This is a genomic window from Antrihabitans auranticaus (assembly GCF_016481275.1).
Classification (GTDB): domain Bacteria; phylum Actinomycetota; class Actinomycetes; order Mycobacteriales; family Mycobacteriaceae; genus Antrihabitans.
Genome location: NZ_JAEMNW010000004.1, coordinates 167691 through 191330 on the forward strand (window position 1 = coordinate 167691; position 23640 = coordinate 191330).

Sequence of the window (23640 nt, forward strand, 5' to 3'; positions counted from 1 at the left end):
CTTGCAATGCCTGAATCGTTCGACGCCCAATTCTTCGTGCTGCGCGCCCCGCTGCTGCCGCTGGAGGAACTGGACAAGCTGCGCGCCGATCAAACATATTGGCGCACATTGGTTTCCCGTCCGGACGTGCGGGAGGCGTTGTACCTGGGGTCGCCCGCACTCACGCGGCGGCTCGACGACGACGATCCCGACGATCGGGTCGTTGCCTCACTGACCGCATATCTGGTGCGGATGTGCACCCGGGCAACACCTTTCGGACTCTTCGCCGGCTGCTCGCTGGGCACGGTCGGTGCCGATACAGCCTTGCTGGTCGACGGTCCTGAGGGGACCACCCGGCGCAGCCGGCCCGACACCGAGGTGCTCACGACGCTCGTCGAGCGGCTCGTTGCCGACCCCGCAACACGGCCTTCGATGGCGGTTGAGCCCAACTCCAGTCGCTATCACGCGGCCGGTGCGCTGCGGCTGATCGAGAGCCGGTGGCAAAAAGACCGTCGCACACATCATTTGGTCGTCGTCGAGGACGACGCGCCGTTGCGGTTCGCGCTCGAGGCGGCGACAGGTGGTGCTGTCGTCGATGACGTCGTCAAGGCTGTCGCCGCACAGGTGGAGGTGGATCTCGACGAGGCGCGCGACTACGTCGACGCGCTCGTCGCGGCGAAGGTGCTCACGCCCGTGGCCGAGCCGACGGTGACCGGTCCCGAGCCGCTGGCGCACGTACTCTCGTCCCTGCGCGGGCACGATTCGACGGTGACCGCGTTGGCGCGTGTATCGAGCGAACTCGCCGCACTGGACGCGGCGGGGCTCGGCAATCCGCTCTCGTCCTACGAATCCGCTACGGCGACACTGCGCGAGTTCGCCGACGGCAACGACGCCCACCTGATCCAGGTCGACCTGCACCGCAAAGGGTCGGGCCTGACGCTCGGCTCCGACACCGTCGACCTGATCACCAAGGGATTGGCGCTGCTGCACAAGGTTTCCCCGAGTTCCGAGGACCCGGCCCTCGCGCGCTTCAAAGCAGAATTCGCGGCGCGCTACGCAGACCGCGAGGTTCCGCTGATGGAAGCGCTCGACGAGGAACTCGGTATCGGTTTCGACCGGTCGCACCACCCGGCTTCCGACGAATCACGGTTGCTCGCCGGCCTCGACCTCGGTGGCGAAGCACAGCCGTCCGAGTTCGGCGCCCGCGACGCGGTGCTGCTCGACGTGCTGCTCCGCGCGCGCGAAAGTGATTCCACCAGTATCGAACTGGATGCCGACCTGATCAAGCGGCTGGAGCCGCCCACGCGGTTGCCGTTGCCCGACGCCTTCGCGGTGAGCGCCAATCTGCTAGGCAGTGGCGTCGAGATCGAGAGCGTCTGCGGCCCCTCCGGCGCGGAACTGCTCGGGCGGTTCTGCCACGGCGACGCCGCATTGGAACAGGCGGTGCGCGCACATTTGCGCGCCGAAGAAGCCCACGCACCCGGCGTCGTGTTCGCCGAACTTGTTCACCTGCCCGAAGGGCGCATCGGCAACATCCTGACCCGCCCCGTGCTTCGGGGCCACGAGCTGATCCTGCTCGGCCGCTCGGGCGCGCCGACGGACCGCCAGATCGGCGTCGACGAGTTGACCGTTCGCCTCGACGGCGACCGGATCGTCCTCTTCTGCCCGCGACTGGGCGCCGAAGTGCGACCCCGGCTGACAACTGCGCACAACGCGGCCTGGCGAGGGTTCGGGGTCTACCGGTTTCTCGCGGCACTGCCGGGCGACGGAGTGGCCGACGCATTCGGCTGGAACTGGGGTGCGTGCGCGTCCGCGCCGTGGCTGCCGCGCGTGACCGGCGCCGCGGGCTCCGTCGTGCTCAGCCGAGCCCGCTGGCGTCTGTCGGCGGCGGAAATCGCCGCCGTCACCGGCCGTGACCCGGTCGCCGCTTGGGCTGAATTGGCCAGCCGGCGCGGCCTTCCCACCGAACTGCTCATCGTCGACGGTGACAACCGCCTGTACATCGATACCGCAAGTGCCGCACTGACTTCGATGGCCGCCAAGGTGTTGCGTGGGCGCACGTCCGCACTCGTCGACGAGGTCCTGTCCACCGGCACAGCGGTCGGCCCCCAAGGCCGCTTCGAGCACGAACTGATCGTGCCGTTCGTTCGCCGCGCCGAGCCTGAGGCAGCGCCGGACCAGCGGCCGACCGGCGCCGCGACCGCCGTGCGTCGGACGTTCACTCCAGGCGGTGAGTGGCTCTACCTCAAGGTCTACACGGGGACGGCGACGGCAGACCGAGTTCTGACCGGCGCTCTCGGACCTGTGCTCGCCCAACTCGCCGACGCGGGCGTCGCGGATCGGTGGTTCTTCCTTCGCTACGGCGACCCCGACCACCACCTGCGGGTTCGTCTGCACGGCGAACCGTCGGCACTGCTCGGTGCGGCCATGCCCGCCCTGTCCGATGCGCTGGCACCACGGATCGAGGACGGCACCGTGTGGAAGATCGTGGTCGATACCTACCAACGCGAGATCGAACGCTACGGCGGTGACGCCGGTATCGAACTTGCCGAGCAGATCCATGCGGTCGACAGCGTCGCCGTCATCGCTGCGCTGCCCTTGCTGGACGGTGAGGAGGACGCGCGGTGGAAGCTGTGCCTGTATGCGACCGATCGGCTGCTGGCCGACGCCGGGCTGGACATCGCGGCACGGCGCGCCTGGGTCAGGGACGCTGCCGCCGGATACCGAACCGAGTACCCGAACGCTCCCGGGCTCGACCCGGGCATCGGAGCGCGCTGGCGCACCGAGCGTGCCGATCTCTCACGGCTTCTCGACGACACCGTCGATCATCCGTGGGAACCTGTGCGCGAGGTGTTCCGGGAACGATCTGTCGGATTGGCGCCGCTGTTCGCCGAGTTGGCAGCACGACGTGACCAGTTGACGGCGCCGTACCTCGATGTTGTGCGCAGCGTCAGCCACCTGAACTCGGTGCGGCTGCTCCGCTCGGCCGCTCGTACCCACGAACTGGTCCTGCTGAGCTTCCTGGAGCGCTACTACGGGAGCCGGCTCGCGCGTGGCCTGTCGTGACGTGCATGCCGTTCGACACGGCACGCGGCGCCAAAATCATTGTTTACCAAAAGATTCCGGAAAAAAATTGTCTCCCCCGGACCGGCCGGCTGCTCTTACTTATGAGCGAGGCCCACGGGGGCAACGCCGACACAACACCCACAAGGAGAAGAAATGAACACCAACCGTGACAAGCTTGCCCTTCGTCGCAGCAGCATCCGTTCGCTGACGGTCGACGAGCTGCGGACCGCACATGGCGGCAAGCCCAAGTTCTCGGAGCACGGCACCCAGTGCGCGACGTCCGACAAGTGCAAGACCAAGTAGTTCGACGGTCTTAAGCCTGAGTGAAGTCGACACACCCCCCGCCGCCCCATGGCCCACCGGCCATGGGGCGGTTGTCGTGTGCGCGACGATACTTGCCGCGGGGACAGGAAATCCTTCCCTGTCAGGGGGTCGATTCTCGTGCTCGGGAGATTCTGCTACGAGTGACTTTTGCGGACCATTACGTCCATGACATCGACATCCGGACGCAGCCACGGCGAGTGTCCCACTGACGCCGACCTGGCCAAGGCCGCCGCGGCCGGCGACCGCACCGCGTTCGCCGCGATCTATCAGCGATACTCCGTTCGGCTGCACAAGTATTGCGTGACGGTCGTGCACGATCATCATCTCGCCGCGGACTGCGTGCACGATGCCTTCTGCGCGGCGGCAACAGAGCTGCCGAGGCTACGGGACCCGGACAAGCTGGCCCCGTGGCTGTATGCGATCACTCGGCGGAACGCATTGCGCGCCTTGCGTCTTCGACACCGTGAAGCCGCCAGCGACGAAGTTGCCGACAGCCCTTCGGCCGAGCCGGAGCCGTTCACCGTCGCATCACGAAACGAGCTGGCGCACTTGCTGACCCAAGCCACCGAAGGCTTGCCGGAGCGGGATCGCCGGGTGCTGGAGCTCACCTACCAGCAGGGCCTCACCGGCCCGGAGCTCGCAGCTGCCCTTGGTATCAGCCATGATTCGGCGAAGAAGTTGCTACAGCGAGTACGTGCGACAGTCGAGCGATCCATCGGCGCACTGTTGGTCGTGCGCCGCGCCGACCTGAACGGCTGCCGGACGTTGGCCGCGACGCTGGCCGGTTCGGACGGGAAGTTCACCGTCCTGCTCCGCAAACGCGTTGCGCGCCATATCGAGTCGTGCGCGCCCTGCGACGACTATCGGCGCAGCGTCTTCAACGCGGCCACCATCTTGCGCGATGCGGCCTGACTCGGTGTCGCCGTGGCGTGGGCTGCTGCGCGCGGAGGAACGCGAGCGTGCATTACGGGTCGTCGACGACATCGCGCGGCGGCTGGGTTCGCTGCACCCCGAGGACCTCAACCCGGCACTGTGCGACGGTTCGGCGGGAATCGCTCTCGCACTCGCGCATGTATCTCTCGCGACCGGCGGCGATCGGGCGACTGCCGACGATTTCCTCTGTTCGGCCTATGACACGCTCGGCGCGGCCCCTGCCGCTGCGGGCCTCAGCCTTGCCTCCGGAGCGTGCGGTGTCGGGTGGGTCGGCGCGCACTTCGACCGGCTCGCGGGAGTGGAACCGACATCCGGCGACATGGACGACCTGTTGCTCCCGCTGCTCGAGGAGTGGGACGGGCCGTGGGAACTGTTCTACGGGTTGGTCGGCTTCGGGGTCTACGCGCTGGAAGCCGGCGGCGGCTGCCTGGCTCCCGTGCTCGCGCGGCTGTCCGAGATCGCCGTCGACGACTGGGTTACCGACACCCTCACGCTCTTCGGCCCCACTTCGCGGCGCCCACCGCGGTACGTCGATCTCGGGCTGGCGCACGGGGTGCCCGGCGTGCTCGCGCTGACGAGTGCGGCGGCGCGGTCGGGCGACGGCCGGGCCAGTGCACTGGTCGCGTCGGCCGCACGATGCTTGCTCGCACACGAATTTCGGCACACCTCGCTGGACAGTCGCTTTCCGGCGACGATCGAACCCGGTGTTGAGCCCACGCCGACCCAGGTGGCGTGGTGTTACGGCGACGCCGGTGCGGCGCTGGCACTGGCTGCCGCAAGCGCTGCGCTGACGGACCCCGATATCGGTGCCGCCGCGGCTCGCGCTGCCGCAGCGGCCGCGACGCGGTCCTACGAGACCTCGGGCGTGGCCGGTCTCGGACTGTGTCACGGAACGGCCGGAGTCGCACACACCATGGGCAGGCTGGCGTGCCATGAGGAGTCCGTCACACCGGCCGCGCGGGAGTGGGCGCTACGGCTGCTGCACGAGGCCGAATCCGGACGGTTGCCCGAAACCCCGGGCGTTCTCGACGGACAGGCGGGCGTAGCGCTGGCGCTGCTCGCCGCGGCGACCGATATCGACCCGACGTGGGATCGCGTCCTGTTGTTGTCGTCCATCGGTTCGTAGCTGCCGAGCGGTCGGAAACACAGTATCCGGACTCGCAACGACGACCTGGGACTTCGGAGGTACGACCTGGGATTCCGAAGGAATCCGCAGGTAGATCGGTATTTCTTGGTGCGCCATCAGGGACTTGAACCCCGAACCCGCTGATTAAGAGTCAGCTGCTCTGCCAATTGAGCTAATGGCGCGAAACCGTGCGGGAGAGACCATAACAGGATCGGGGCTCGGAAGTGAAATCCGTTTGGGTTGCGGGTGTGTTTCGGTTCGGTGCGGGCTGTAACGATCCGGGTCCGCCGCCCCATTTCAGTGATAGAAGTCCCAGGGCTGCAACGTACTTGTGATTGGTTCGCGGGCTCTGGTGCTGGCAGAATAGGGGCTTGCACACGGTCTCGACGCGCAGTCCCTCAGGGGATGGGGAAAGCGCATTTGGGTCGACGCAGACGTGGCAGCTGAGTGAGAACATGAAGCGGAGTTCGCATGAAACTATGTCGCGGCAGTGATCGACGGACCACGACCCGGATAAAGACCGCGCTCATCGCGGTCACGGTGTCGTTTGCCGGCATCGCCATGTTGTCCGGGTGCACCGTGGGCAGCGAGGACGCAGCGCCCGCGTCCGCGCCCATCGATTCGAATCCTTTGACCGAGCTGATGAAGCCGAAGGTGACATCGGTCGTCAAGGACGGTGACGTCGGCATTTCGCCGAGCGTTCCGATAAAGACCGAGGTCGCGGACGGAAAGTTTGCCGCCGTCACCTTACTGACTCCCGACGGAACGCCTGTTCAGGGCGCCATCGCGCCGGACGGAAAGTCCTGGCAGAACACCGAACCGCTCGGCTACAACCGGGAGTACACGCTGACCGCTGAGGCGTTGGGCCTCGGCGGCTCGACGTCGGCCCGGATGGTCTTCACGACGAGCGTGCCGGACAACTTGACCAAGCCCTACCTGAACCCCGGAGACAACGCCGTGGTCGGCATTGCGCAGCCGGTGGCGATTCAGTTCGACGAGGTGATCCCGGACCGCCTGGCGGCGCAGCAAGCCATCACCGTCGTCACGGACCCGCCGGTCGAGGGCGCGTTCTACTGGGTCAACGGACGTGAGGTCCGGTGGCGGCCCGAGAACTTCTGGAATCCTGGGACAAAGGTCACAGTCGACGTCAACGTCTACGGCAAGGACCTGGGCAACGGCGTCTTCGGGTCGGAGGACATCAGCACGCATTTCACGATCGGTGACGCGGTGATTCTGACCGCCGACGACAACACGAAGGAAGTTGTGGTCACGCGCAACGGCGAGGTGATCAAGACGATGCCGACGTCGATGGGCAAGGCGGGCGACGAGACGCCCAACGGCACCTACATCATCGCCGACCGGCACGAACGCATCATCATGGACTCGTCGACGTACGGCGTGCCCTCGGACTCACCCGATGGGTACAAGACGCCCGTCGACTATGCGACGCGCATGTCCTACAGCGGCATCTTCCTGCACTCGGCGCCGTGGTCTGTCGGGCAACAGGGCTACTCGAACGTGAGTCACGGGTGCTTGAACCTGAGTCCAGCCAATGCGATCTGGGTCTTCAACAACACCAAGCTCGGCGATGTCGCAATCGTTAAGAACACGAGTGGGGGCACCCTTTCGGGCACTGACGGGCTCGGCGACTGGAACATTCCGTGGTCGGAGTGGAAGGCGGGCAACGCGGGCCAGCAGTAGCCGCGCAGAGTCGAAACAGGCGAGGCCGGTTCTCCATTTCGGAGAACCGGCCTCGCCTTTTGGGTGAGTGACGGGACTCGAACCCGCGACATTCAGGATCACAACCTGACGCTCTACCAGCTGAACTACACCCACCACGGCTCGTTCCGGGCTGGGCCCCAAACTTGCAGCGCCGTCGATACTAGCGTGCGAAGTGCGTCGCCCGCCAATCGTTAGCCGTCTCAGGCCTTCCTGTTGGCAAGATCACTCGCAACGGCCGCGATTTCCGACGTCGACGGACCGGGCTCGGCAACGAACGCGGTGCGGCGGTAGTACTCGAGCTCGCGGATCGACTCCTGGATGTCCGCGAGTGCACGGTGTGCCAGACCCTTTTCGGGCTGACCGAAGTAGATGCGTGGGTACCAGCGGCGGCACAGTTCCTTGATCGAGCTGACGTCGATCATCCGGTAGTGCAGGTATGCGTCGAGTTCGGGCATGTCGCGCGCGATGAATCCGCGATCTGTCGCGATGGAGTTACCCGCCAGCGGCACGGTTCCGGCGACCGGAACGTGCTCTCGGATGTACTCCAGAATTCGCTTCTCCGCGTCGGCGAGGCTGACCGTCGACCGCCGAACCTCGTCGGTGAGACCTGACTTGCGGTGCATCTCCGTGACGACATCGGGCATGTCGTCGAGCGCGGCATCGTCAGCGTGGATGACTATGTCCACGCCGTCGCCGAGGATGTTCAATTCGCTGTCGGTGACGAGCGCGGCGACCTCGATGAGCTTGTCGGTCTCGAGTCGCAGCCCGGTCATTTCGCAGTCGATCCACACCAATTTGTCTTGCACCGGACCCACAGTAGTCACGCCTAAACGTGGACGTGCTGCGGTCCTCGTGTTGGCGACCGTCCGATCGTCGGCAATCGTCGGCTCGGCGTAGCCCACGACGTGAGTTCGGCACCGCTAAGGTACGTGGAATGACGACTCCCGACGAGAAGCTTGCCGCCGCCCGCAAGGCTGCAGCAGAGGCCGCGGCCGCTTTGGAGGCCGCCGAAAAGGAAGCTGCCGCACAGCAACAGGCCGCCGCACCGAGCTCGGGTGGATCCGAGAAAGCGCAGACCATCGCGGCGGGGTATGCCTCGGAGGGTGCCGCGCTCGAGCTGGGGACCGTCGTCGTGGACGGCGTTGTCGATCCGCAGGCGCGCGTCCGAATTCCGCTCGCAACGGTCAACCGGCACGGCCTCGTTGCCGGCGCGACCGGTACCGGCAAGACCAAGACGTTGCAGGGAATCGCCGAGCAGTTGTCGCGGGCAGGCGTGCCGGTCGTCCTGGCCGACGTCAAGGGCGACCTGTCAGGTTTGTCGAAGCCCGGCGAGTCGAACGACAAGATCAGCACACGGGCGACCGAGACCGGCGCGACGGACTGGGCACCCGCGGGTTTTCCGACGCAGTTCGTGTCCCTCGGCACCGAGGGTATCGGCGTGCCGATCCGTGCCACCATCACGTCGTTCGGCCCGATCTTGCTGAGCAAGGTGCTGGGGCTCAATGAGACTCAGGAGTCGACTCTCGGGCTGATTTTCCACTGGGCCGACACCCAGGGCCTCGCGTTGCTCGACCTGAAGGACCTGCGTTCGGTTATCCAGCATCTGACGAGCGACGAGGGCAAAGCCGATCTCAAGGGCATCGGTGGCGTGTCCTCGGCGACGGCAGGCGTCATCCTTCGCGCGTTGGTCAATCTCGAAGCCGACGGCGGCGACACCTTCTTCGGCGAGCCCGAACTCGATACCGAAGACCTGTTGCGAACGGTCGGCGGCAACGGGATCATCACCCTCTTCGAACTCGGCGCGCAGGCCGCGCGGCCTGCGATGTTCTCGACGTTCCTGATGTGGGTTCTCGCTGACCTGTTCCAGACGCTGCCCGAGATCGGTGATGTCGACAAGCCGAAGTTGGTTTTCATCTTCGACGAGGCTCATCTGCTGTTCGCCGATGCGTCGAAGGCGTTCAAAGATCAGGTCGAGCAGACCGTCAAGCTGATCCGCTCGAAAGGAGTCGGTGTCTTCTTCTGCACGCAGTTGCCGACCGATATCCCCAACGAGGTGCTCTCGCAGCTGGGGGCGCGGATTCAGCACGCGTTGCGAGCGTTCACTCCGGACGACCAGAAGGCGCTCAACAAGACGGTCCGCACGTATCCGAAGACGGATGTCTACGACCTCGAAAAGGCGCTGACCTCTTTGGGAATCGGCGAGGCCGTCGTGACCGTGCTCTCCGAGCGCGGCGCTCCGACGCCCGTTGCGTGGACGCGCCTCCGGCCGCCGCGTTCGCTGATGGACACGATCGGCGCAGATGCAATCAAGGCTGCCGCGATGTCCAGCCCGCTGGCGGGTAAGTACGGACAGACCATCGACCGCGAGTCGGCCTACGAGAAGCTGAGCGCCAAGATCGCGGCGACCCCCGAGCCGCAGGACGCGCCGCCGCCACCCCCGCCACCTGCGCGCGACGAACCAACGGCTGCCGAGCGGATCATGAAGAACCCGGCGGTCAAGAGCTTTCTCCGGTCGGCCGCGTCGGCGGCGGGACGTGAGATCAGCCGGAGCATTTTCGGGACACGACGAAGGCGATAGGGGCGGGTCAGCCGCCGAGCTTCTTGTAGAAGTTCCCCACGATCGGTGCAACGAAGGCGCGAGGACTGTACTGCCCCGCCACGGACATGCCCTTGCTGAGTATGCCGGGAACGACGCGCATCTTGTTGCGCGCCAACGCATCCAGTGAGACGCGAGCCGTGTACTCGCTCGAGATCCAGAGGAAGTCCGGTACGAGCTTGTCGACGATCGACGCGTCGGCGGGGTCGGGGATTTCGGTGCGGACCGGTCCGGGCGCCAGCAGCGTCACGTGCACACCGGTGTTCTTGAGTTCGCCGCGAAGTGACTCGGCGAAGGTGTTAGCGAATGCTTTTGTTGCCGCGTAGGTTGCGTTGTTCGGAATCGGCATATTGCCTGCGGCAGAGCCGCTGATCAGGATTCCGCCGGCGGCACGCTGCAGCATTCCCGGTAGGACTGCCAGCGTGAGGTCGTGTACCGCAACAGCATTCAGCTCGACCTGATCGCGCTCGTAACCGGGATCCAGGCCGGCGATCGGACCGAACGTCGCGATGCCCGCGTTGTTGCAGAGGATCGAGATCTCGCGATCGGCGAGCTCGGCAACGAACTCGGTGCGGCGCTCGCGGTCGGCGAGGTCGAGCGGCCGAACCTCGGCCTCGACGCCGTACCTGGCGCGCAGCTCGGTCGCCAATGCTTCGAGCAGGTCACCGCGGCGCGCGACAAGGATGAGGGAGTACCCGCGCGCGGCAAGTTCCGTGGCGAGGGCAACGCCGATTCCTGACGATGCACCGGTGACGACGGCGCGGCTTTCGGCTGTGGGGGAAGGCAGACTCACGTCGACAGGCTAGCCCGTGCGGTCCGCGGCCTGTTGCTCGAGGAGCGTCTGGATCAACTCTTCGACGGCATGCTTGGTCCGGTCGCGCACAACGCGAACGTCGTGGTCGTCATCCGTGAATCCGGCTGTCTCGATTGCCTCGCCGAAGGCGAAGTACAGCGTCTGTGGCCGCGGCAGGGGAGTGGGCCCGATTCCGCGCACGATCGGCCATGCCGCGTCCCAACGTCCGCCGAACCGTTCGACGATCTTCTTGACCGGCGTATAGAGCGCACTGTCCGCGTCGACGACCACGTCGAGGCTGTCCTCCGCACCCACCGCCGCGAACGGAACGATGGGGCAACCGGCCTCGATCGCCATGCGTGCGAATCCGGTTCGTTGCTTCCAAATCAGTTGGTATTTCTCATTTTTCCGCTTGGCGACCTCGCGTGCCCCGCCCGGATAGACCAGAACGGCCTCGCCAGCAGCGAGCATTTCGCGGCACGCGTCACGGGTGCCCTCGACCGCGCCCATCCGCGTCAGCAGATCGCGCCACCCGGGAATGCCGAAGTGCAGCCGATCGGCGAGACCACGCGGAAAGCGCCCTGTCTTCCGTTCCAACTCGAGGAACATGACGGGCATATCGACGAACGCGAGAACCGAGTGGTTGCCGACCAGCAAAACGGCGCCCTCACGCGGCACGTTGTCGAGCCCGAACCAGCGGGGTTTGAAGAGCTTCGTCCACGGCGCAAGCGCGCTGCGCAGGAGCTTGATATCGCGTTGCGACGGCTGGTCATCGGTGACGGTCACGACGCCACCCTAACCCCAACGCCGAGTGTGCAGTTGCTGTCGCATCGGCCGAGTGCGCGCGACAGCAACTGCACTTTCGTCAAGATCGGGAGCCTAGAGTTTGGCGGCCAATCGGGTGCCCTGGTCGATCGCGCGTTTTGCGTCGAGTTCGGCGGCGAGCGCCGCGCCGCCGATCACATGCGTTTTGACGTTGGCTTCGAGCAACTCCGCTTCGAGGTCCCGTACCGATTCCTGCCCGGCGCAGATGACCACGTTGTCGACCTCGATGACCCTGGGTCGCTCACGCTTCTCGCCGAAGCTGATGTGCAGGCCCTTGTCGTCGATCTTCTCGTAGTTGACGCCGGCGATCTGCTCGACGCCCTTCGCCTTGATGGCCGCACGGTGCACCCAGCCCGATGTCTTGCCGAGTCCCTTACCGAGCTGTCCCTGCTTGCGTTGCAGCAGCGTCACAGCGCGCGGCGACGGCGAAGGCTTCGGCTTTGTCAGCGCGCCAGGTGCGTCTTCGGGATTGGTGACGCCCCACTCTTCTTTCCAGTCGTCGAGCTTGAGACTGGGGGATCCTTCGACTGTGAGGAATTCGCTGATGTCGAATCCGATTCCGCCCGCACCGATGACGGCGACACGCTTGCCGACAGGCTTCTCCTCGCGAACGAGTTCGGGATACGAGAGCACCATCGGGTGATCGATGCCGGGGATGCGGGGGATGCGCGGCTTGACGCCGGTCGCAAGTACGACGTCGTCGTACTTGCCCTCGATCAGCTGCTGCGCGGACACCCGTGTCTGCAAATGCACTGTGACGCCGGTGGTTTCGAGCATGCGGGTGAAATAACGCAGTGTCTCGCTGAACTCTTCCTTGCCGGGGATTCGGCGCGCGAGGTCGAACTGGCCGCCGATCTTGTCGTCGCCCTCGAACAGGTGCACATTGTGCCCGCGCTCGGCGAGGCTTACCGCCGCCGACAGCCCGGCCGGTCCAGCGCCGACGACGGCGATCTTCTTGGTGCGCCGAGTCGGGAGGAGCTTCAGTTCGGTCTCGTGGCCCGCGCGCGGGTTGAGCAGGCAAGACACCGTCTTGTGGACGAACGCGTGGTCCAGGCAGGCCTGGTTGCACGCGATGCAGGTATTGATCTCATCGTCACGGCCGGCCTGTGCTTTGTTCACCCAGTTCGGATCGGCGAGCAGGGGCCGTGCCATCGAAATAAGGTCCGAATCGCCGCGCGTCAGCACCTCCTCCGCTGTCTCCGGCATGTTGATGCGGTTCGACGCGCAGACCGGAATGCTCACGTGCTGCTTGAGTTTCGCGGTGATGTCGACGAAGGCGGCGCGTGGCACCGACGTCACGATGGTGGGCACGCGAGCCTCGTGCCAGCCGATGCCGGTGTTGAGGATCGTGGCGCCCGCGGCCTCCACTTCCTGCGCCAGCGCGATGACTTCTTCCCAGGTCTGTCCGCCTTCGACGAGGTCGGCGATCGAGATCCGGTAGATGATGATGAATTCGGGGCCGACTGCGGCGCGGGTGCGGCGCACGATTTCCACCGCCATGCGGCGTCGATTCGCGGAGCTGCCGCCGTACTTGTCGGTGCGCTTGTTGGTGCGGGGTGCGAGGAACTGGGTAATGAAATAGCCTTCGCTGCCCATGATTTCGACGCCGTCGTACCCGGCGAGCTTGGCAAGTTCGGCACAGCGCGCGTAGTCGTCGATCGTGGACTCGACGCCCTTGGTGGACAACGCCTTCGGCTTGAACGGCGTGATCGGCGATTTGATTGCCGACGCGGACACGCTGAAGGGGTGGTAACCGTAGCGACCCGCATGCAGGATCTGCAGCGCGATCTTGCCGCCTTCCTTGTGCACCGCCTTGGTGATCGTGCGGTGGCGGTACGCCTCCTGCTTCGAAATCATCTGTGCCGCAAGGGGCAGGAGCCAGCCCTGACGATTCGGTGCATAACCGCCGGTGATCATGAGGCCGACGCCGCCGCGTGCGCGCTCGGCGAAGTATTCCGCGAGGCGCTTGGTGTCCCAGGCTCGGTCCTCGAGCCCGGTGTGCATGGATCCCATCACGACGCGGTTCTTCAACGTGGTGAAGCCGAGGTCGAGAGGGCTGAGGAGGTGTGGGAACGACGTCATCGGTCGGTAGGCCTTTCGGTTCTGGGCTGCAGAGCGTCGAGAATCTCCCCGCACCATTCGACGTACCCCTCGTCGGCGCGGACGCCCGCACGTAGGACCAGGTACTGGTGCAAAGCGGTCCCGGAGAGCTGGTCCGGGGCCGGGAAGTCGCGTTTTTCGATCAGGCGGAGCACCTCGAGGCGCTCGACGTGCTGATCGAGGTGCCGTTGCACCTCAGCGCACATCGCGTCGCGATCGCCGTATTCGGCGCCGCGTAGTTTGAGTGCAAGTTCGTTCCGGAAGGGCGAAATGTCGGTGGGTTCGGCGATCCACCTGGCCAACTCGGCCTTGCCGGCGGCGCTGACCTCGTACATCGTCTTGTCAGGTCGGCCGTCCTGTGCAACGGCCTCGCCCTGGACCCAGCCGGCTTCGTCCATCCGCTTGAGAACTCGGTAGATCTGCTGGTGGGTGGCTTTCCAGAAGTAGCCGATGGATTTGTCGAAGCGACGCGCAAGCTCGTATCCCGAGCCGGAGCGCTCCATGAGCGCAACCATGATCGCGTGTTCGAGGGCCATGCATCAGAATTTATATGCACCTAGGTGCCTATGCAACTAAGTGCGTACTAAGCACGCCGACACCTTGGCGTGCCATACCGCAGTACGACGCTGCGGCGCAGTGTTCTCACCTAGGCTCCCGTTTCATGGACACCACGGCGCCCGCAGGGATAGGCGAAGCCGCGACACGCAGGCAAATCGGCGCATGGGGATTGTGGGACTGGGGCTCGTCGGCCTTCAACGCGGTGATCCTCACTTTTGTGTTCTCGGTCTATCTGACGGACAAAGTTGGAGACGATCTGCCCGGACCGGTATCGGCGAGCACATGGCTCGGCTGGTCGTTGGGCATCGCGGGCTTCTTCGTCGCGGTGCTTGCCCCGGTAAGTGGGCAGCGGTTCGATGCGTCGGCGAAACGAAAGCGCTCGCTGGGCCTACTGACCGCGGTGACAGTCGCTGCGATGGCCGGCATGTTCTTCGTCGGCGACACTTATAAGTACCTGTGGCTGGGCCTCGTTCTACTCGGCGTCGGAACCGTTGTGTTCGCGATTGCCGAGGTGCCCTACAACGCGATGCTGCGCCAAGTTTCTACGCCGGCGACAATCGGCCGAGTCTCCGGATTCGGTTGGGCGATGGGCTATTTCGGTGGCATCGTGCTGCTGCTTATCTGCTACTTCGGATTCATCGCAGGCGATGGCGACACACGCGGTCTGCTCGGCATCACCACCGACGACGGCATGAACATTCGCCTCGTCGCGATCCTTGCGGCGGTCTGGTTCGCGGTGTTCGCCCTCCCCGTGCTGTTCACCGTCCCTGAACTGCCGCCGAGTGCGGCTGACACAGAGAAGGCCCAGGTCGGTTTCATCGCGTCGTATCGCCTTCTGTGGCACGACGTGCGCGACCTTTGGGCTGCCGACCGGCGGACCGTCCACTTCCTCATTGCGAGTGCTCTCTTCCGCGATGGCCTCGCTGGTGTGTTCACGTTCGGAGCGGTGCTCGCCGTCAGTGTGTATGAAATCGCGGACGCCGATGTTCTGCTGTTCGGAGTTGCTGCGAATGTGGTCGCAGCCCTCGGTGCTGTAGTTGCCGGGCGCTTCGACGACCGCGTCGGCCCCAAGCTGGTTATCACAGTGTCGCTCGTGAGCATGATCGTGGCCGGCGTGATTCTGCTGGTTGTGTCCGGTCCGCTGATGTTCTGGGTCTTCGGCCTTCTGCTCTGCCTGTGGGTCGGTCCGGCGCAGTCGTCGTCGCGAACGTTCCTCGCACGGCTCACACCACCCGGCCGCGAAGGCCAGATGTTCGGCCTCTATGCGACGACCGGTCGCGCCGCCTCGTTCATCGCACCTGCGCTGTTCGGGCTCTTCGCGTTTGCGTTCAGCAACGACCGTGCGGGAATCGTCGGAATTCTGGTCGTTCTGGGGCTGGGCCTTGCGGCTTTGTCGATCGTCCGAGCGCCGGACCCGGAGGCTATCGCCGGGACGGACGCCACCCGGTAACGCCGACCAGGATCAATCGCAACTGTTTCCCCGACCGTGCAAGTACGTCGTCGCGGTCGACCGGACTGGCTGCCAAGTAGGTCGCCATCGCATTCATCATTGCCGAAACGATGAGGTCCGCCGCCATTTCCAGGTCGTCGGTGTCCCATTCGTCGGTGACCGGCACGCGTGCGAGATCGACGGTGAGTTCGCGGACGATCAGCGTCAGCTCCGACTCGATCGCGTTGCGGACGACCGCGGAACCGCTGAAACGCTCGCGGTAGAGGAAGCGGAACAGTTCCGGGTTTGCCAGCATGTGCTTGGAAAGAACCTCGAGCGATTGCCGGGCGCTCGACGTGCCCGACGTCTTACGGGCGTCGCGCAGCATCAGGCGCAACGCGCGAATGCCGTCGTTGACCAAGGCCAGGCCGAGTTCGTCGAGTGATGCGAAATGCCTGTAGAACGCCGTCGGCACGAGCCCGGCGGACCGTGCGATCTCGCGGAGACTCACGTTCGCGAACCCGCGATCCGACGAGAGTTCGAGCGTGCCATCGAGCAGAGCTTGCCGTGTTTGCTCCTTGCGCTCAGCCCGTGTGCGCGCCTCAGTCATGGATTACAGCGTACAGCTGTGCACTGCGTCACATCCCGCTGTGCGCGTCGACGGGATCACTGGTTTTGCCAGTTGACAGTTGGGTGGGTCTGGATGTCACACTTATTTCGGTGCACGGATGTGCACTGAAATCTTTCAGGAGTCAGCCCATGACCTCTATTCTGCCGAAGCGACTCGCGCGACCGCGTCGTCTGGCTGGCAACAAGCTGCTTTCCCTCGTGGAAACGATGGCCACGCCGCACCAGCTCGATCGCTACCTCGAACTCGTCAACCCAATGGCTTCGGTGCGCGATCTGCGCGCCGAGGTCACCGATGTTCTTCGACAGACCGACGACACCGTCACGCTCACCCTGCGGCCGACCTGGCAGTGGGATGGATTCGAGGCGGGTCAGTTCGTTCAGATCGGCGTCGTCATCAACGGCGTTCGCCACACTCGCTGTTATTCGCCGGCATGCTCGCAGTATCGCGCAGACGGACGCATCGAGCTGACGATCAAGGCGCACCCCGAAGGCCTTGTGTCCCAGTACCTTCACGCACACGCTGCGCCCGGCTTGATCGTCAGCCTGACCCAGGCGTCGGGTGTCTTCGCGATGCCTGCGGAGCGACCGGAAAAGGTTCTCCTCATCAGTGGTGGCAGCGGCATCACGCCGGTGCTCGCCATGCTGCGCACCCTCGTCGACGAGGGTCATCAAGGACCGATCACGTTCCTGCACTATGCGGACAAGGCGGCCGACGTACCGTATCGCGACGAGCTGCAACATATTGCAGCGAATCGGCACAACGTCGAGGTCGTCTTCGCTTACACGGCGCAGCCCGAGTCGAGCGGACTATCGGGCTTCTTCGGAATCGAACACCTCGAGCATGCCGCACCGTGGCATGCCGACGCCGCGACCTACCTGTGCGGTCCGCCCGGGCTGATGAAGGGTGTCCGCACACTGTTCACCGAGTTGGGTCTCGAAAATCGTTTATACACCGAGGAATTCGCGCCAGCGATCGCAGTCGGCGACGACGATGCGACAGGAACCATTTCCTTCACGGCCAGCAGCGTCGAAGCGGAGAACAATGGCGGCACACTGCTCGACCAGGCCGAAGCCGCCGGTTTGACGCCCGAGTACGGCTGCCGGATGGGAATTTGCTTCTCCTGCACCGCCGTCAAGACCAGTGGGTGCACGAAGAACCTGAAGACGGGGGAGACGGACAGCGATCCGGATCAGCCTATCCAGCTTTGCATTTCGGCCGCCGTCGGCGACGTCGCCATCGAAATCTGACCAACCACCACAGACAGGGACAACATCATGTCCGTATTGACCTTGCCCACACCTTTGTTGCGGGGCAACAAGATTCGAATCAAGAAGGATCAGGCCGCGCCGGTCGTCCTTACTGCCGCTCAGGTCGAGGAGATCGGCAAGGAGCTCGACGCGCTGCGCCAGCGGATCGTCGACGATCTGGGCGACAGCGACCGCGAGTACATCTACAAGATCATCAAGGCCCAGCGAGGTTTCGAGGTCGCCGGACGTGGCCTCATGTACCTCGGCTTCCTGCCTCCGTTCTGGCTGGCCGGAGTCGCGGCACTAGGGGTGTCCAAGATTCTGGACAACATGGAGATCGGCCACAACGTCATGCACGGCCAGTACGACTGGATGCGTGAAGATGGCCTGAATTCCCGTGTGTTCGAGTGGGATACCGTGTGCCCCGCAGACCAGTGGCGGCACTCGCACAACTACATGCACCACACCTACACCAATATCCTCGGCATGGATCGCGACATCGGCTACGGCATCCTGCGCATGGATGAATCCCAGAAGTGGAATCCCTACTACCTGGGCAACCCGGTCTGGGCGTTCCTGCTGATGGTCTTCTTCGAGTGGGGCGTGATGATGCACGATCTCGAGGCCGAGAACGTCGTGCAGGGCAAGCGCAAATGGAGCGACGTAAAGCCGATCCTGCAGGGCTGGCGGCGCAAGGCCGGCAAGCAGGTGTTGAAGGACTACGTCGTCTTCCCGTTGCTGACCGGTCCGCTGTTCCTTTCCACTCTGCTCGGAAACGCCGCGGCGAACCTGGTTCGCAACCTGTGGACGTACTCGATCATCTTTTGTGGTCACTTTCCCACTGGTGTACAGACGTTCACCCAGGACGAGACCGCGGACGAGACCCAGGGTGAGTGGTACGTGCGCCAGATGCTCGGTTCAGCGAACATCACCGGCGGAAAACTCTTCCACATCATGTCGGGCAACTTGAGCCACCAGATCGAGCACCACCTGTTCCCGGACCTGCCCGCGCACCGCTATCCGGAGATTGCTCCGGAGGTCGAGGCGCTGTGCAAGAAGTACAACCTTTCGTACAACAAGGGTGGCTTCTTCAAGCAGATCGGATCGGTCTGGGCGAAGATCTTCAAGCTGGCTCTACCGCCTTCGCTGGTCAGGCCCAGTTCAGCGCCCGGTGTTATTCTTCAACGTCACAACGCCGCAGCCTGAGGGGTACGCAGAGATCATGGTCGGAAAGTTCGAGAGCAACAAAGATATGATTCAGGACCTCACTGAGTCGGCCGCGACCCGTGTCGGCAACATTGCCGGAATCATCACCGAAGCCGTCAAGGATGTCACTCGCGAAATCGGCGATTTGATCACCGACGGCCTCGAGATGCGGGAAGCCACGAAAAAGGCGCAGGAAGATCGGTCCGACTCCGACGATTCTGAAGTCTGAACCTCAACCCATCGCGAATGGCCGTCCCGGTGAATCGGGGCGGCCATTCGTCGTTGTTCAGGCGATCTCAGCGGTGACGCACAGCGTTGTTCCCGAGGGCAAATCTGCGATCGCCACGTTCCGAACGCCGAAACCGTTGTCGTTCAAGACTGCCGACAACCGGTCGGCGATCGATGGCACGTGACCCGGCTCGAGGGGTTGGTAGCTGAGGAACAGCAGTCCCCCGCGCGTGAGGCGCGTACGGAGGGCCGCAAGTTCGCGCGCCGGTTCGCCCCTGGCGAAGACTGGTACGTGGATGCCGAGAACCTTGTCGAATTCGCCGGTCAGATCCAGGTCAGCGAGTTCGGCGCAATGAAACGTCGCGACGCCGGACTCGACGAAAGCAGCATTGCGTCTTGCCGCGGCCGCCACCATCTTTGGTGAACGGTCGACACCCACTATTCGACCGCCGTCGAGCTGTTCAGCAATCAGAGTCACTGCGACACCGTGCCCGCAACCGACCTCCAGGACGCGGTCGGACGGGTCGACGCGCATGGTCTCTACAGCCCACGCAATCCGGTCGGCGGGACCTGCCACTACGCCTTGTCCGTGTTGTGGCCGAGTCGCGACGCAAGGTCGTCCGGCATTCCGAACGGCAGCACGCGCTCGAATTCGAGCGCTTGGGCGCGATCGGTTCCGGTGTGATGGGCGAACAGGGCTTTGTAGATCCGGTTGGTCCCCGCGGAATTCGCCAGGATCTGCGCGGCGAGCTCTTCGACGGCCAAGTCGAGCCGGTCGTCCGTCGCGCAATGGTCGACGAGACCGATCTCATCGGCCGTACGGCCATCGATGCGCTTGCTGGTAAAGCTCAATTCTTTTGCTTTGGAACGTCCTACGCGTTCGGGTAGCCGGACCGACATTCCCCAGACCGGCGCGAGACCCCATTTGCCGTGCGTGTCCGCGAACTGCGCAGACTGCGCGGCGACGAGCAGATCGCAGCCGAGTGCGAGTTCGAGACCGCCCGTCATGCAGTGGCCGCGAATTTTCGCGATCGTCGGATACGGAAGGTTCTCGAGCTGATCGATGACCGCGGCCGCGTGCCGGAGATGATTCGGGTCTTCCGTTTCGGTCAGGGCCCCCAAATCGTGTCCAGCGCAGAAGGATCGGCCGGCGCCGGTCAGGACGAGACAGCGCACGTCCGGATCCGCGGCGTGCGTGGTCAGGTGTCCTTCGAGTTCCGCGAACATTCCGGGGGTCAATGCGTTGAGCTTGTCCGGACGATTGAGAGTGAGCGTCGCTACGCCGTTCGAAATCGAGCTCAGCACAAGTGGTTCGGTCATTTCGGCCCTCTCAGAATCCGCGCAGCTGCGCGCGTAACGGTCCTCCGACCTGGAACTTACCGCCACCTTCGACGAGTGTGCCTGCATCTACCGGGGCAAATCCCATGTCGGACGTCAGTGCAGCAACAGCGAGCTTGGCCGCGTTGTCGTCGCCGGCGAGCATCATCACGCGCCGCCAACCGTCCACCTGAGGGTCGGCGGCGAGATCGGCGGCGGTGTACGTGCAGAAGCCTTTCACGAGCCGGGCTCCGGGAACGAGGTCCGCGATGACCTCGCTACTGGTCGCTGCGGCGTATTCCAGCACGGTTATCCCGCCATTCTCAGCGCGCAACGGGTTTGTCGGATCGACGACGATCTTGTCGTCCCACGTCGGAATTTGCGCGGTCACCGCGGGAACCGCATCCCAGACGACGGCGATGAAAACGATGTCGCCGAACTCGGCGGCGTTTTGAAACGATCCGGCTCGCGCACTCGGTCCAAGCGTCGCGACGTTCGGCGCGAGCGACTCGGGATCGCCACGCCGCGAAATCATGACGGGATATCCGGCACCCGTCGCGTGGCCGGCAATTGCCATGGCAATGTGCCCGCTTCCGAGAATTCCGATGTTCATAGAACCCTTCCCTCGGCCGTCTCCTGGAACCTCACATCAGTCTGCCGGGTGGCTGCCGGCGGTGGGTCTGATCGAACGCCATCGCAGCGCAGGACCTCTGCGATAACGTGAGCCGAGTCGGCAAACTCGGCGCTACTTCGGCTGCGCGTCGGGGTTCAAGGAGGCACTCATGATCTGGCGAACAGTCACTACGGCCCTCCTTGCGGCGCCGTTCGCCTTGTCCGTGGCGCTCCCGGCGTTGGCGGCCGCGGATGCGCCACCGCTGTTCAACGTCCCGGTCGAGGTTCTGCCCTACATCGAGGTGCCGCCCATCATCGGTGATCAGGCAGCACCGCTGGGCGCGGGCATCCGCGACCTCATTCTGGGAAATCCCGATGTCATTCGGGGCGGAGCAGGTCTGCTCGGTGGGATTTCGTGCGCTATCGCTTCGATTTCCGCCGAACCCTGCTGAGGCCTGGACGCGGCTTCCGAGTAGGCAAGAAATCATCACGAAATGGTTACGAAACGATATCGAATCAGGTAGCGTAAGTCTCGCAACACCCGGAGTGCCTCGACGTCGAGGCCGAAGGAAGGTCGAGACATGGGCCGTCACAGCGTCGATGCAGAGTTCATCGCAGGGCTGGTCACAGGTAGCTCGGCCGCGATTCCCTTCACCGCGCCGCGCGCACTCTTCAAGCCTGTCACTGCCCTCGCAGTGGTGCCCCAGCATGGCGCGGTCCGGCACCACGCGGCCCATCACGCTCGGGTCGAAGCGTCCTGGGGGCGGCGCCACACGCTGGCTGCCGTCGCCGTGACGCTTCTTGGAACTGGTTCTGTCGCAACGGTAATCGCCGGCCCATGGACTCGGGAGAACGCCGCGGCACCCATTGCGTCGAATCCTGTTGCGCAGCCGAATGTCGTAGCGGCCCCTGTGCTGCCCGAAGCCATTCCTTCGGTTGCAGAACAGCCCGTCGTCGAAGTCCCCGGTTATGTGCAGACCGATAGTTACAACTCCGACGCTGCCGTCGTACCGGTGCCCGAACTTCCTGCCGTGCCTACCGTGGTCGCGAACCCGGTGCTCACCGAGGCCCCGCAGGTGATCGCCGAACCGCTCGCACTGGAACCCGCGCCGCTGCAGGCCGAGTCGCTCGAACCCGCGCCTGTCGAAGCCGCGCCGTCGACTACACGGGTCGGCAATCCCGACGGCTCGCTGCTCTTTCCGGGTGAAGCGCCGCCACCCGCTGATCCCGCGCAGTTGCAGCAGTGGGTAGGCAACCATCTCGCCATGAAGATGCGCTGGCTGCAGGGTCGCTAAGGGTGTGTGAGCCCTGACCTGCCGACCGGTTATTATTGCCGCGCGCCTCCGTAGCTCAGGGGATAGAGCAAGGGCCTTCTAATCCCTTGGTCGCAGGTTCGAATCCTGCCGGGGGCACTCAGGTCTGATGCTGTAGGTAGCGCGTCAGCGAATAGCGGCGAACCGCCTTCTCTGCGTCAGGAGCCCATTTCTAAGGCGTCTTTCAATTGCCACATAATTGCTGCTGAATGGCACGGTTGCGCGTCGTGAAAAATGTCCCGAAAGGCGCAGTTCAGAGCTACTATTCACGCGTTCGGCCGGAGCATCCGCGCGCGCAGATCGAATAGGAGACAGGCAATGAATCTTAAACCGTTCGGAATGGGACTTTGTGCTCTAGCGCTAGCCGCTTCGATGGTGGCGTGTTCGAGCGAAGACGATTCCGGTAAGGCCGACGACAATTGTGTCAAGGCGGGTGACGGCGAGCTCGACGCGCTGTTTGCGAAGTGGGACGAGGCCTTGCGATCGGGCGACGCAACCAAGGTTGCTGCACTGTACCGACCCGATGCGGTGCTGCTGCCGACCCTCTCGATGCCGATCGCGGATACGCCGCAGGAAATCACCGATTACTTCGTCAATCTCATCAAAGCGAACCCGAAGCCGCGAATGGAGTTGAGCGTCAAGAAATCCGAGTGCAATCTCGCGTATGACACCGGGCTATGGGTAATAAATGCAAATGGCGCAGATGTGCACGCCCGTGTCACTTGGGTTTACGAATACGAGAACGGTGGCTGGTTGATTGCAACTCACCATTCTTCTGTGGATCCCGCAGCGCCTGCCGCATAGATAGTTTCCGTCACTTTCGATTCGGGCTGACTCCGCTGGCACGCCGTGGCAGCGGAGTTCGGCCGTGCATCACGTCCCGAACTTTCCTGCCACCGCTTCCTGGACCCAGATCTTTCGTCGGATGACCGGTTCGCGCATCTGCCGCTCGCGCTTCTCGGCGCGAGCGAGCTTCGCAGGCTTTGCGGTGTAGAACTTCCGCGCCCACGGCGCTTCGGGCCGGCTGAGGCGGATCGCACCGATGAGAAGCAGCGGCGAGAAGAACAGACCGAGGAAACCGGTCCAGAATTTGCCCTTCAGCAGCACGACCACGGCTATAGCGCAGTTCACGGCGAAGAAGAAGAACACGCTCACGACCGCCACGATGCTGCCGTCGTCCCGAAGGGCATCGAAGTCACCGGCAAAGCCCATCGGGTGGATTCCCAGGATGAACAGGCCGGTGACTGCAATAGCGACGAACACCGTATCTATCGAACTGCGGCCCTCCTCTGCCCAGTAGACGTCGCGCAGATGCAAGACCATCGCGAACTCGTCGAGCACCAGCGCTACACCGACCCCGAAAATCGAGGCCAGGATGCACGACGCGACGGGCGAGTATTGATGTGCCAACGCCACCAGACCGAAGCCGCCGACGAGCATGAACACGAGCCCGAAAACGACGTGGTGGATGTGAAGGCCGCCGGGTGTCACGTTCCCCGGCCACCACTTCACCTCCGCTCGAATCATTCGCACGCTGAAGCGGATGAACGCGAACGCCAAGACGATGCTCAGGAAGAGGAAGAACATCGGGAGCCGGTTTCGCTCCGAGATGTCCTGGAAAACGCTGCTCATGAT

23 protein-coding genes and 3 tRNA genes are annotated in these 23640 nt (G+C 64.2%); 14 read left to right on the forward strand and 12 right to left on the reverse strand.

Annotation, left to right across the window (positions count from 1 at the left end; translation table 11 throughout):
• Positions 1-6 precede the first annotated feature (6 nt).
• The 4 genes from JGU72_RS18795 to JGU72_RS18810 all read left to right on the forward strand — a co-directional run bounded on the left by JGU72_RS18795 (position 7) and on the right by JGU72_RS18810 (position 5428).
• On the forward strand, positions 7-3045 hold the full coding sequence (locus JGU72_RS18795; RefSeq protein WP_199685540.1) for a lantibiotic dehydratase: 3039 nt from the start codon (positions 7-9) through the stop codon (positions 3043-3045).
• Positions 3046-3198: 153 nt separating this feature from the next.
• Positions 3199-3348: a hypothetical protein gene (locus JGU72_RS18800; protein ID WP_199685541.1), complete on the forward strand. Its 150-nt coding sequence runs from the start codon at positions 3199-3201 to the stop codon at positions 3346-3348.
• Between the two features lie 186 nt (positions 3349-3534).
• A complete protein-coding gene (locus tag JGU72_RS18805; protein ID WP_199685542.1) occupies positions 3535-4281 on the forward strand; it encodes an RNA polymerase sigma factor in 747 nt (248 codons plus the stop codon).
• Positions 4271-5428 carry a lanthionine synthetase LanC family protein gene (locus tag JGU72_RS18810; protein ID WP_199685543.1) on the forward strand — a complete coding sequence of 386 codons (1158 nt, stop codon included), beginning with the start codon at positions 4271-4273 and terminating at the stop codon, positions 5426-5428. Before JGU72_RS18805 ends, JGU72_RS18810 begins: the two co-directional genes overlap by 11 nt.
• Before the next feature lie 106 nt (positions 5429-5534).
• On the opposite strand, the gene JGU72_RS18815 is transcribed toward JGU72_RS18810, so the two are convergent.
• Positions 5535-5610 (reverse strand) — tRNA-Lys (locus JGU72_RS18815).
• A 289-nt stretch (positions 5611-5899) separates the two neighbouring features.
• Here JGU72_RS18815 and JGU72_RS18820 point away from each other — a divergent pair.
• Entirely contained in the window at positions 5900-7129 is a 1230-nt protein-coding gene (locus JGU72_RS18820; RefSeq protein ID WP_199685544.1) for a L,D-transpeptidase, read from the forward strand.
• A gap of 62 nt (positions 7130-7191) precedes the next feature.
• On the opposite strand, the gene JGU72_RS18825 is transcribed toward JGU72_RS18820, so the two are convergent.
• Together JGU72_RS18825 and orn are read right to left on the reverse strand one after the other, a co-directional pair.
• Positions 7192-7264 (reverse strand) — tRNA-His (locus JGU72_RS18825).
• A gap of 86 nt (positions 7265-7350) precedes the next feature.
• Entirely contained in the window at positions 7351-7956 is a 606-nt protein-coding gene (gene orn / locus JGU72_RS18830) for an oligoribonuclease (protein WP_199685545.1), read from the reverse strand.
• Between the two features lie 128 nt (positions 7957-8084).
• On the opposite strand from orn, the gene JGU72_RS18835 reads away from it, so the two are divergent.
• Complete coding sequence (locus JGU72_RS18835) at positions 8085-9728, forward strand: helicase HerA-like domain-containing protein (RefSeq protein WP_199685546.1); 1644 nt, start codon at positions 8085-8087, stop codon at positions 9726-9728.
• 7 nt (positions 9729-9735) lie between these two features.
• On the opposite strand, the gene cmrA is transcribed toward JGU72_RS18835, so the two are convergent.
• The 4 genes from cmrA to JGU72_RS18855 all read right to left on the reverse strand — a co-directional run bounded on the left by cmrA (position 9736) and on the right by JGU72_RS18855 (position 14000).
• Positions 9736-10539 carry a mycolate reductase gene (gene cmrA, locus JGU72_RS18840; RefSeq protein WP_199685547.1) on the reverse strand — a complete coding sequence of 268 codons (804 nt, stop codon included), beginning with the start codon at positions 10537-10539 and terminating at the stop codon, positions 9736-9738.
• A gap of 9 nt (positions 10540-10548) precedes the next feature.
• Positions 10549-11325 (reverse strand): lysophospholipid acyltransferase family protein, encoded by a 777-nt coding sequence (locus JGU72_RS18845; protein WP_199685548.1) that lies wholly within the window; start codon positions 11323-11325, stop codon positions 10549-10551.
• A gap of 93 nt (positions 11326-11418) precedes the next feature.
• A complete protein-coding gene (locus tag JGU72_RS18850; RefSeq protein ID WP_199685549.1) occupies positions 11419-13446 on the reverse strand; it encodes an NADPH-dependent 2,4-dienoyl-CoA reductase in 2028 nt (675 codons plus the stop codon).
• A complete protein-coding gene (locus tag JGU72_RS18855; protein ID WP_199685550.1) occupies positions 13443-14000 on the reverse strand; it encodes a PadR family transcriptional regulator in 558 nt (185 codons plus the stop codon). Before JGU72_RS18855 ends, JGU72_RS18850 begins: the two co-directional genes overlap by 4 nt.
• Before the next feature lie 125 nt (positions 14001-14125).
• Between JGU72_RS18855 and JGU72_RS18860 the strand changes: the two genes are divergently transcribed.
• Complete coding sequence (locus JGU72_RS18860; RefSeq protein WP_199685551.1) at positions 14126-15472, forward strand: MFS transporter; 1347 nt, start codon at positions 14126-14128, stop codon at positions 15470-15472.
• Here JGU72_RS18860 and JGU72_RS18865 read toward each other — a convergent pair.
• Entirely contained in the window at positions 15444-16061 is a 618-nt protein-coding gene (locus JGU72_RS18865) for a TetR family transcriptional regulator (RefSeq protein ID WP_199685552.1), read from the reverse strand. The genes JGU72_RS18860 and JGU72_RS18865 overlap by 29 nt on opposite strands.
• Before the next feature lie 149 nt (positions 16062-16210).
• On the opposite strand from JGU72_RS18865, the gene JGU72_RS18870 reads away from it, so the two are divergent.
• Genes JGU72_RS18870 through JGU72_RS18880 form a run of 3 tightly spaced genes read left to right on the forward strand, consistent with a single transcriptional unit; the run spans position 16211 to position 18764 of the window.
• Positions 16211-17329: a ferredoxin reductase gene (locus tag JGU72_RS18870; RefSeq protein ID WP_199685553.1), complete on the forward strand. Its 1119-nt coding sequence runs from the start codon at positions 16211-16213 to the stop codon at positions 17327-17329.
• Positions 17330-17356: 27 nt separating this feature from the next.
• Entirely contained in the window at positions 17357-18535 is a 1179-nt protein-coding gene (locus JGU72_RS18875; RefSeq protein ID WP_199685554.1) for a fatty acid desaturase family protein, read from the forward strand.
• A gap of 16 nt (positions 18536-18551) precedes the next feature.
• Positions 18552-18764, forward strand: a complete 213-nt coding sequence (locus JGU72_RS18880) for a hypothetical protein (protein ID WP_199685555.1) — start codon at positions 18552-18554, stop codon at positions 18762-18764.
• 57 nt (positions 18765-18821) lie between these two features.
• Here JGU72_RS18880 and JGU72_RS18885 read toward each other — a convergent pair whose 3' ends face one another.
• From JGU72_RS18885 to JGU72_RS18895, 3 genes are read right to left on the reverse strand one after another with little or no spacing between them, the layout of a single operon-like run.
• A complete protein-coding gene (locus JGU72_RS18885; RefSeq protein ID WP_199685556.1) occupies positions 18822-19340 on the reverse strand; it encodes an SAM-dependent methyltransferase in 519 nt (172 codons plus the stop codon).
• Complete coding sequence (locus tag JGU72_RS18890; RefSeq protein WP_199685557.1) at positions 19340-20083, reverse strand: enoyl-CoA hydratase/isomerase family protein; 744 nt, start codon at positions 20081-20083, stop codon at positions 19340-19342. The genes JGU72_RS18885 and JGU72_RS18890 overlap by 1 nt, the downstream gene beginning before the upstream one ends.
• A gap of 10 nt (positions 20084-20093) precedes the next feature.
• Complete coding sequence (locus JGU72_RS18895; protein ID WP_199685558.1) at positions 20094-20693, reverse strand: NADPH-dependent F420 reductase; 600 nt, start codon at positions 20691-20693, stop codon at positions 20094-20096.
• 169 nt (positions 20694-20862) lie between these two features.
• On the opposite strand from JGU72_RS18895, the gene JGU72_RS18900 reads away from it, so the two are divergent.
• The 4 genes from JGU72_RS18900 (at position 20863) to JGU72_RS18915 (ending at position 22809) form a co-directional block, all read left to right on the forward strand.
• The gene (locus tag JGU72_RS18900; protein ID WP_199685559.1) at positions 20863-21144 is read left to right on the forward strand and encodes a hypothetical protein; all 282 of its coding nucleotides are present in this window, start codon (positions 20863-20865) and stop codon (positions 21142-21144) included.
• A 129-nt stretch (positions 21145-21273) separates the two neighbouring features.
• The gene (locus JGU72_RS18905) at positions 21274-21987 is read left to right on the forward strand and encodes a hypothetical protein (protein ID WP_199685560.1); all 714 of its coding nucleotides are present in this window, start codon (positions 21274-21276) and stop codon (positions 21985-21987) included.
• 44 nt (positions 21988-22031) lie between these two features.
• A tRNA-Arg gene (locus tag JGU72_RS18910) sits at positions 22032-22104 on the forward strand.
• 219 nt (positions 22105-22323) lie between these two features.
• Positions 22324-22809 (forward strand): nuclear transport factor 2 family protein, encoded by a 486-nt coding sequence (locus JGU72_RS18915; protein WP_199685561.1) that lies wholly within the window; start codon positions 22324-22326, stop codon positions 22807-22809.
• Positions 22810-22878: 69 nt separating this feature from the next.
• On the opposite strand, the gene JGU72_RS18920 is transcribed toward JGU72_RS18915, so the two are convergent.
• Complete coding sequence (locus JGU72_RS18920) at positions 22879-23637, reverse strand: hypothetical protein (protein WP_233532689.1); 759 nt, start codon at positions 23635-23637, stop codon at positions 22879-22881.
• Between the last annotated feature and the right edge of the window lie 3 nt (positions 23638-23640).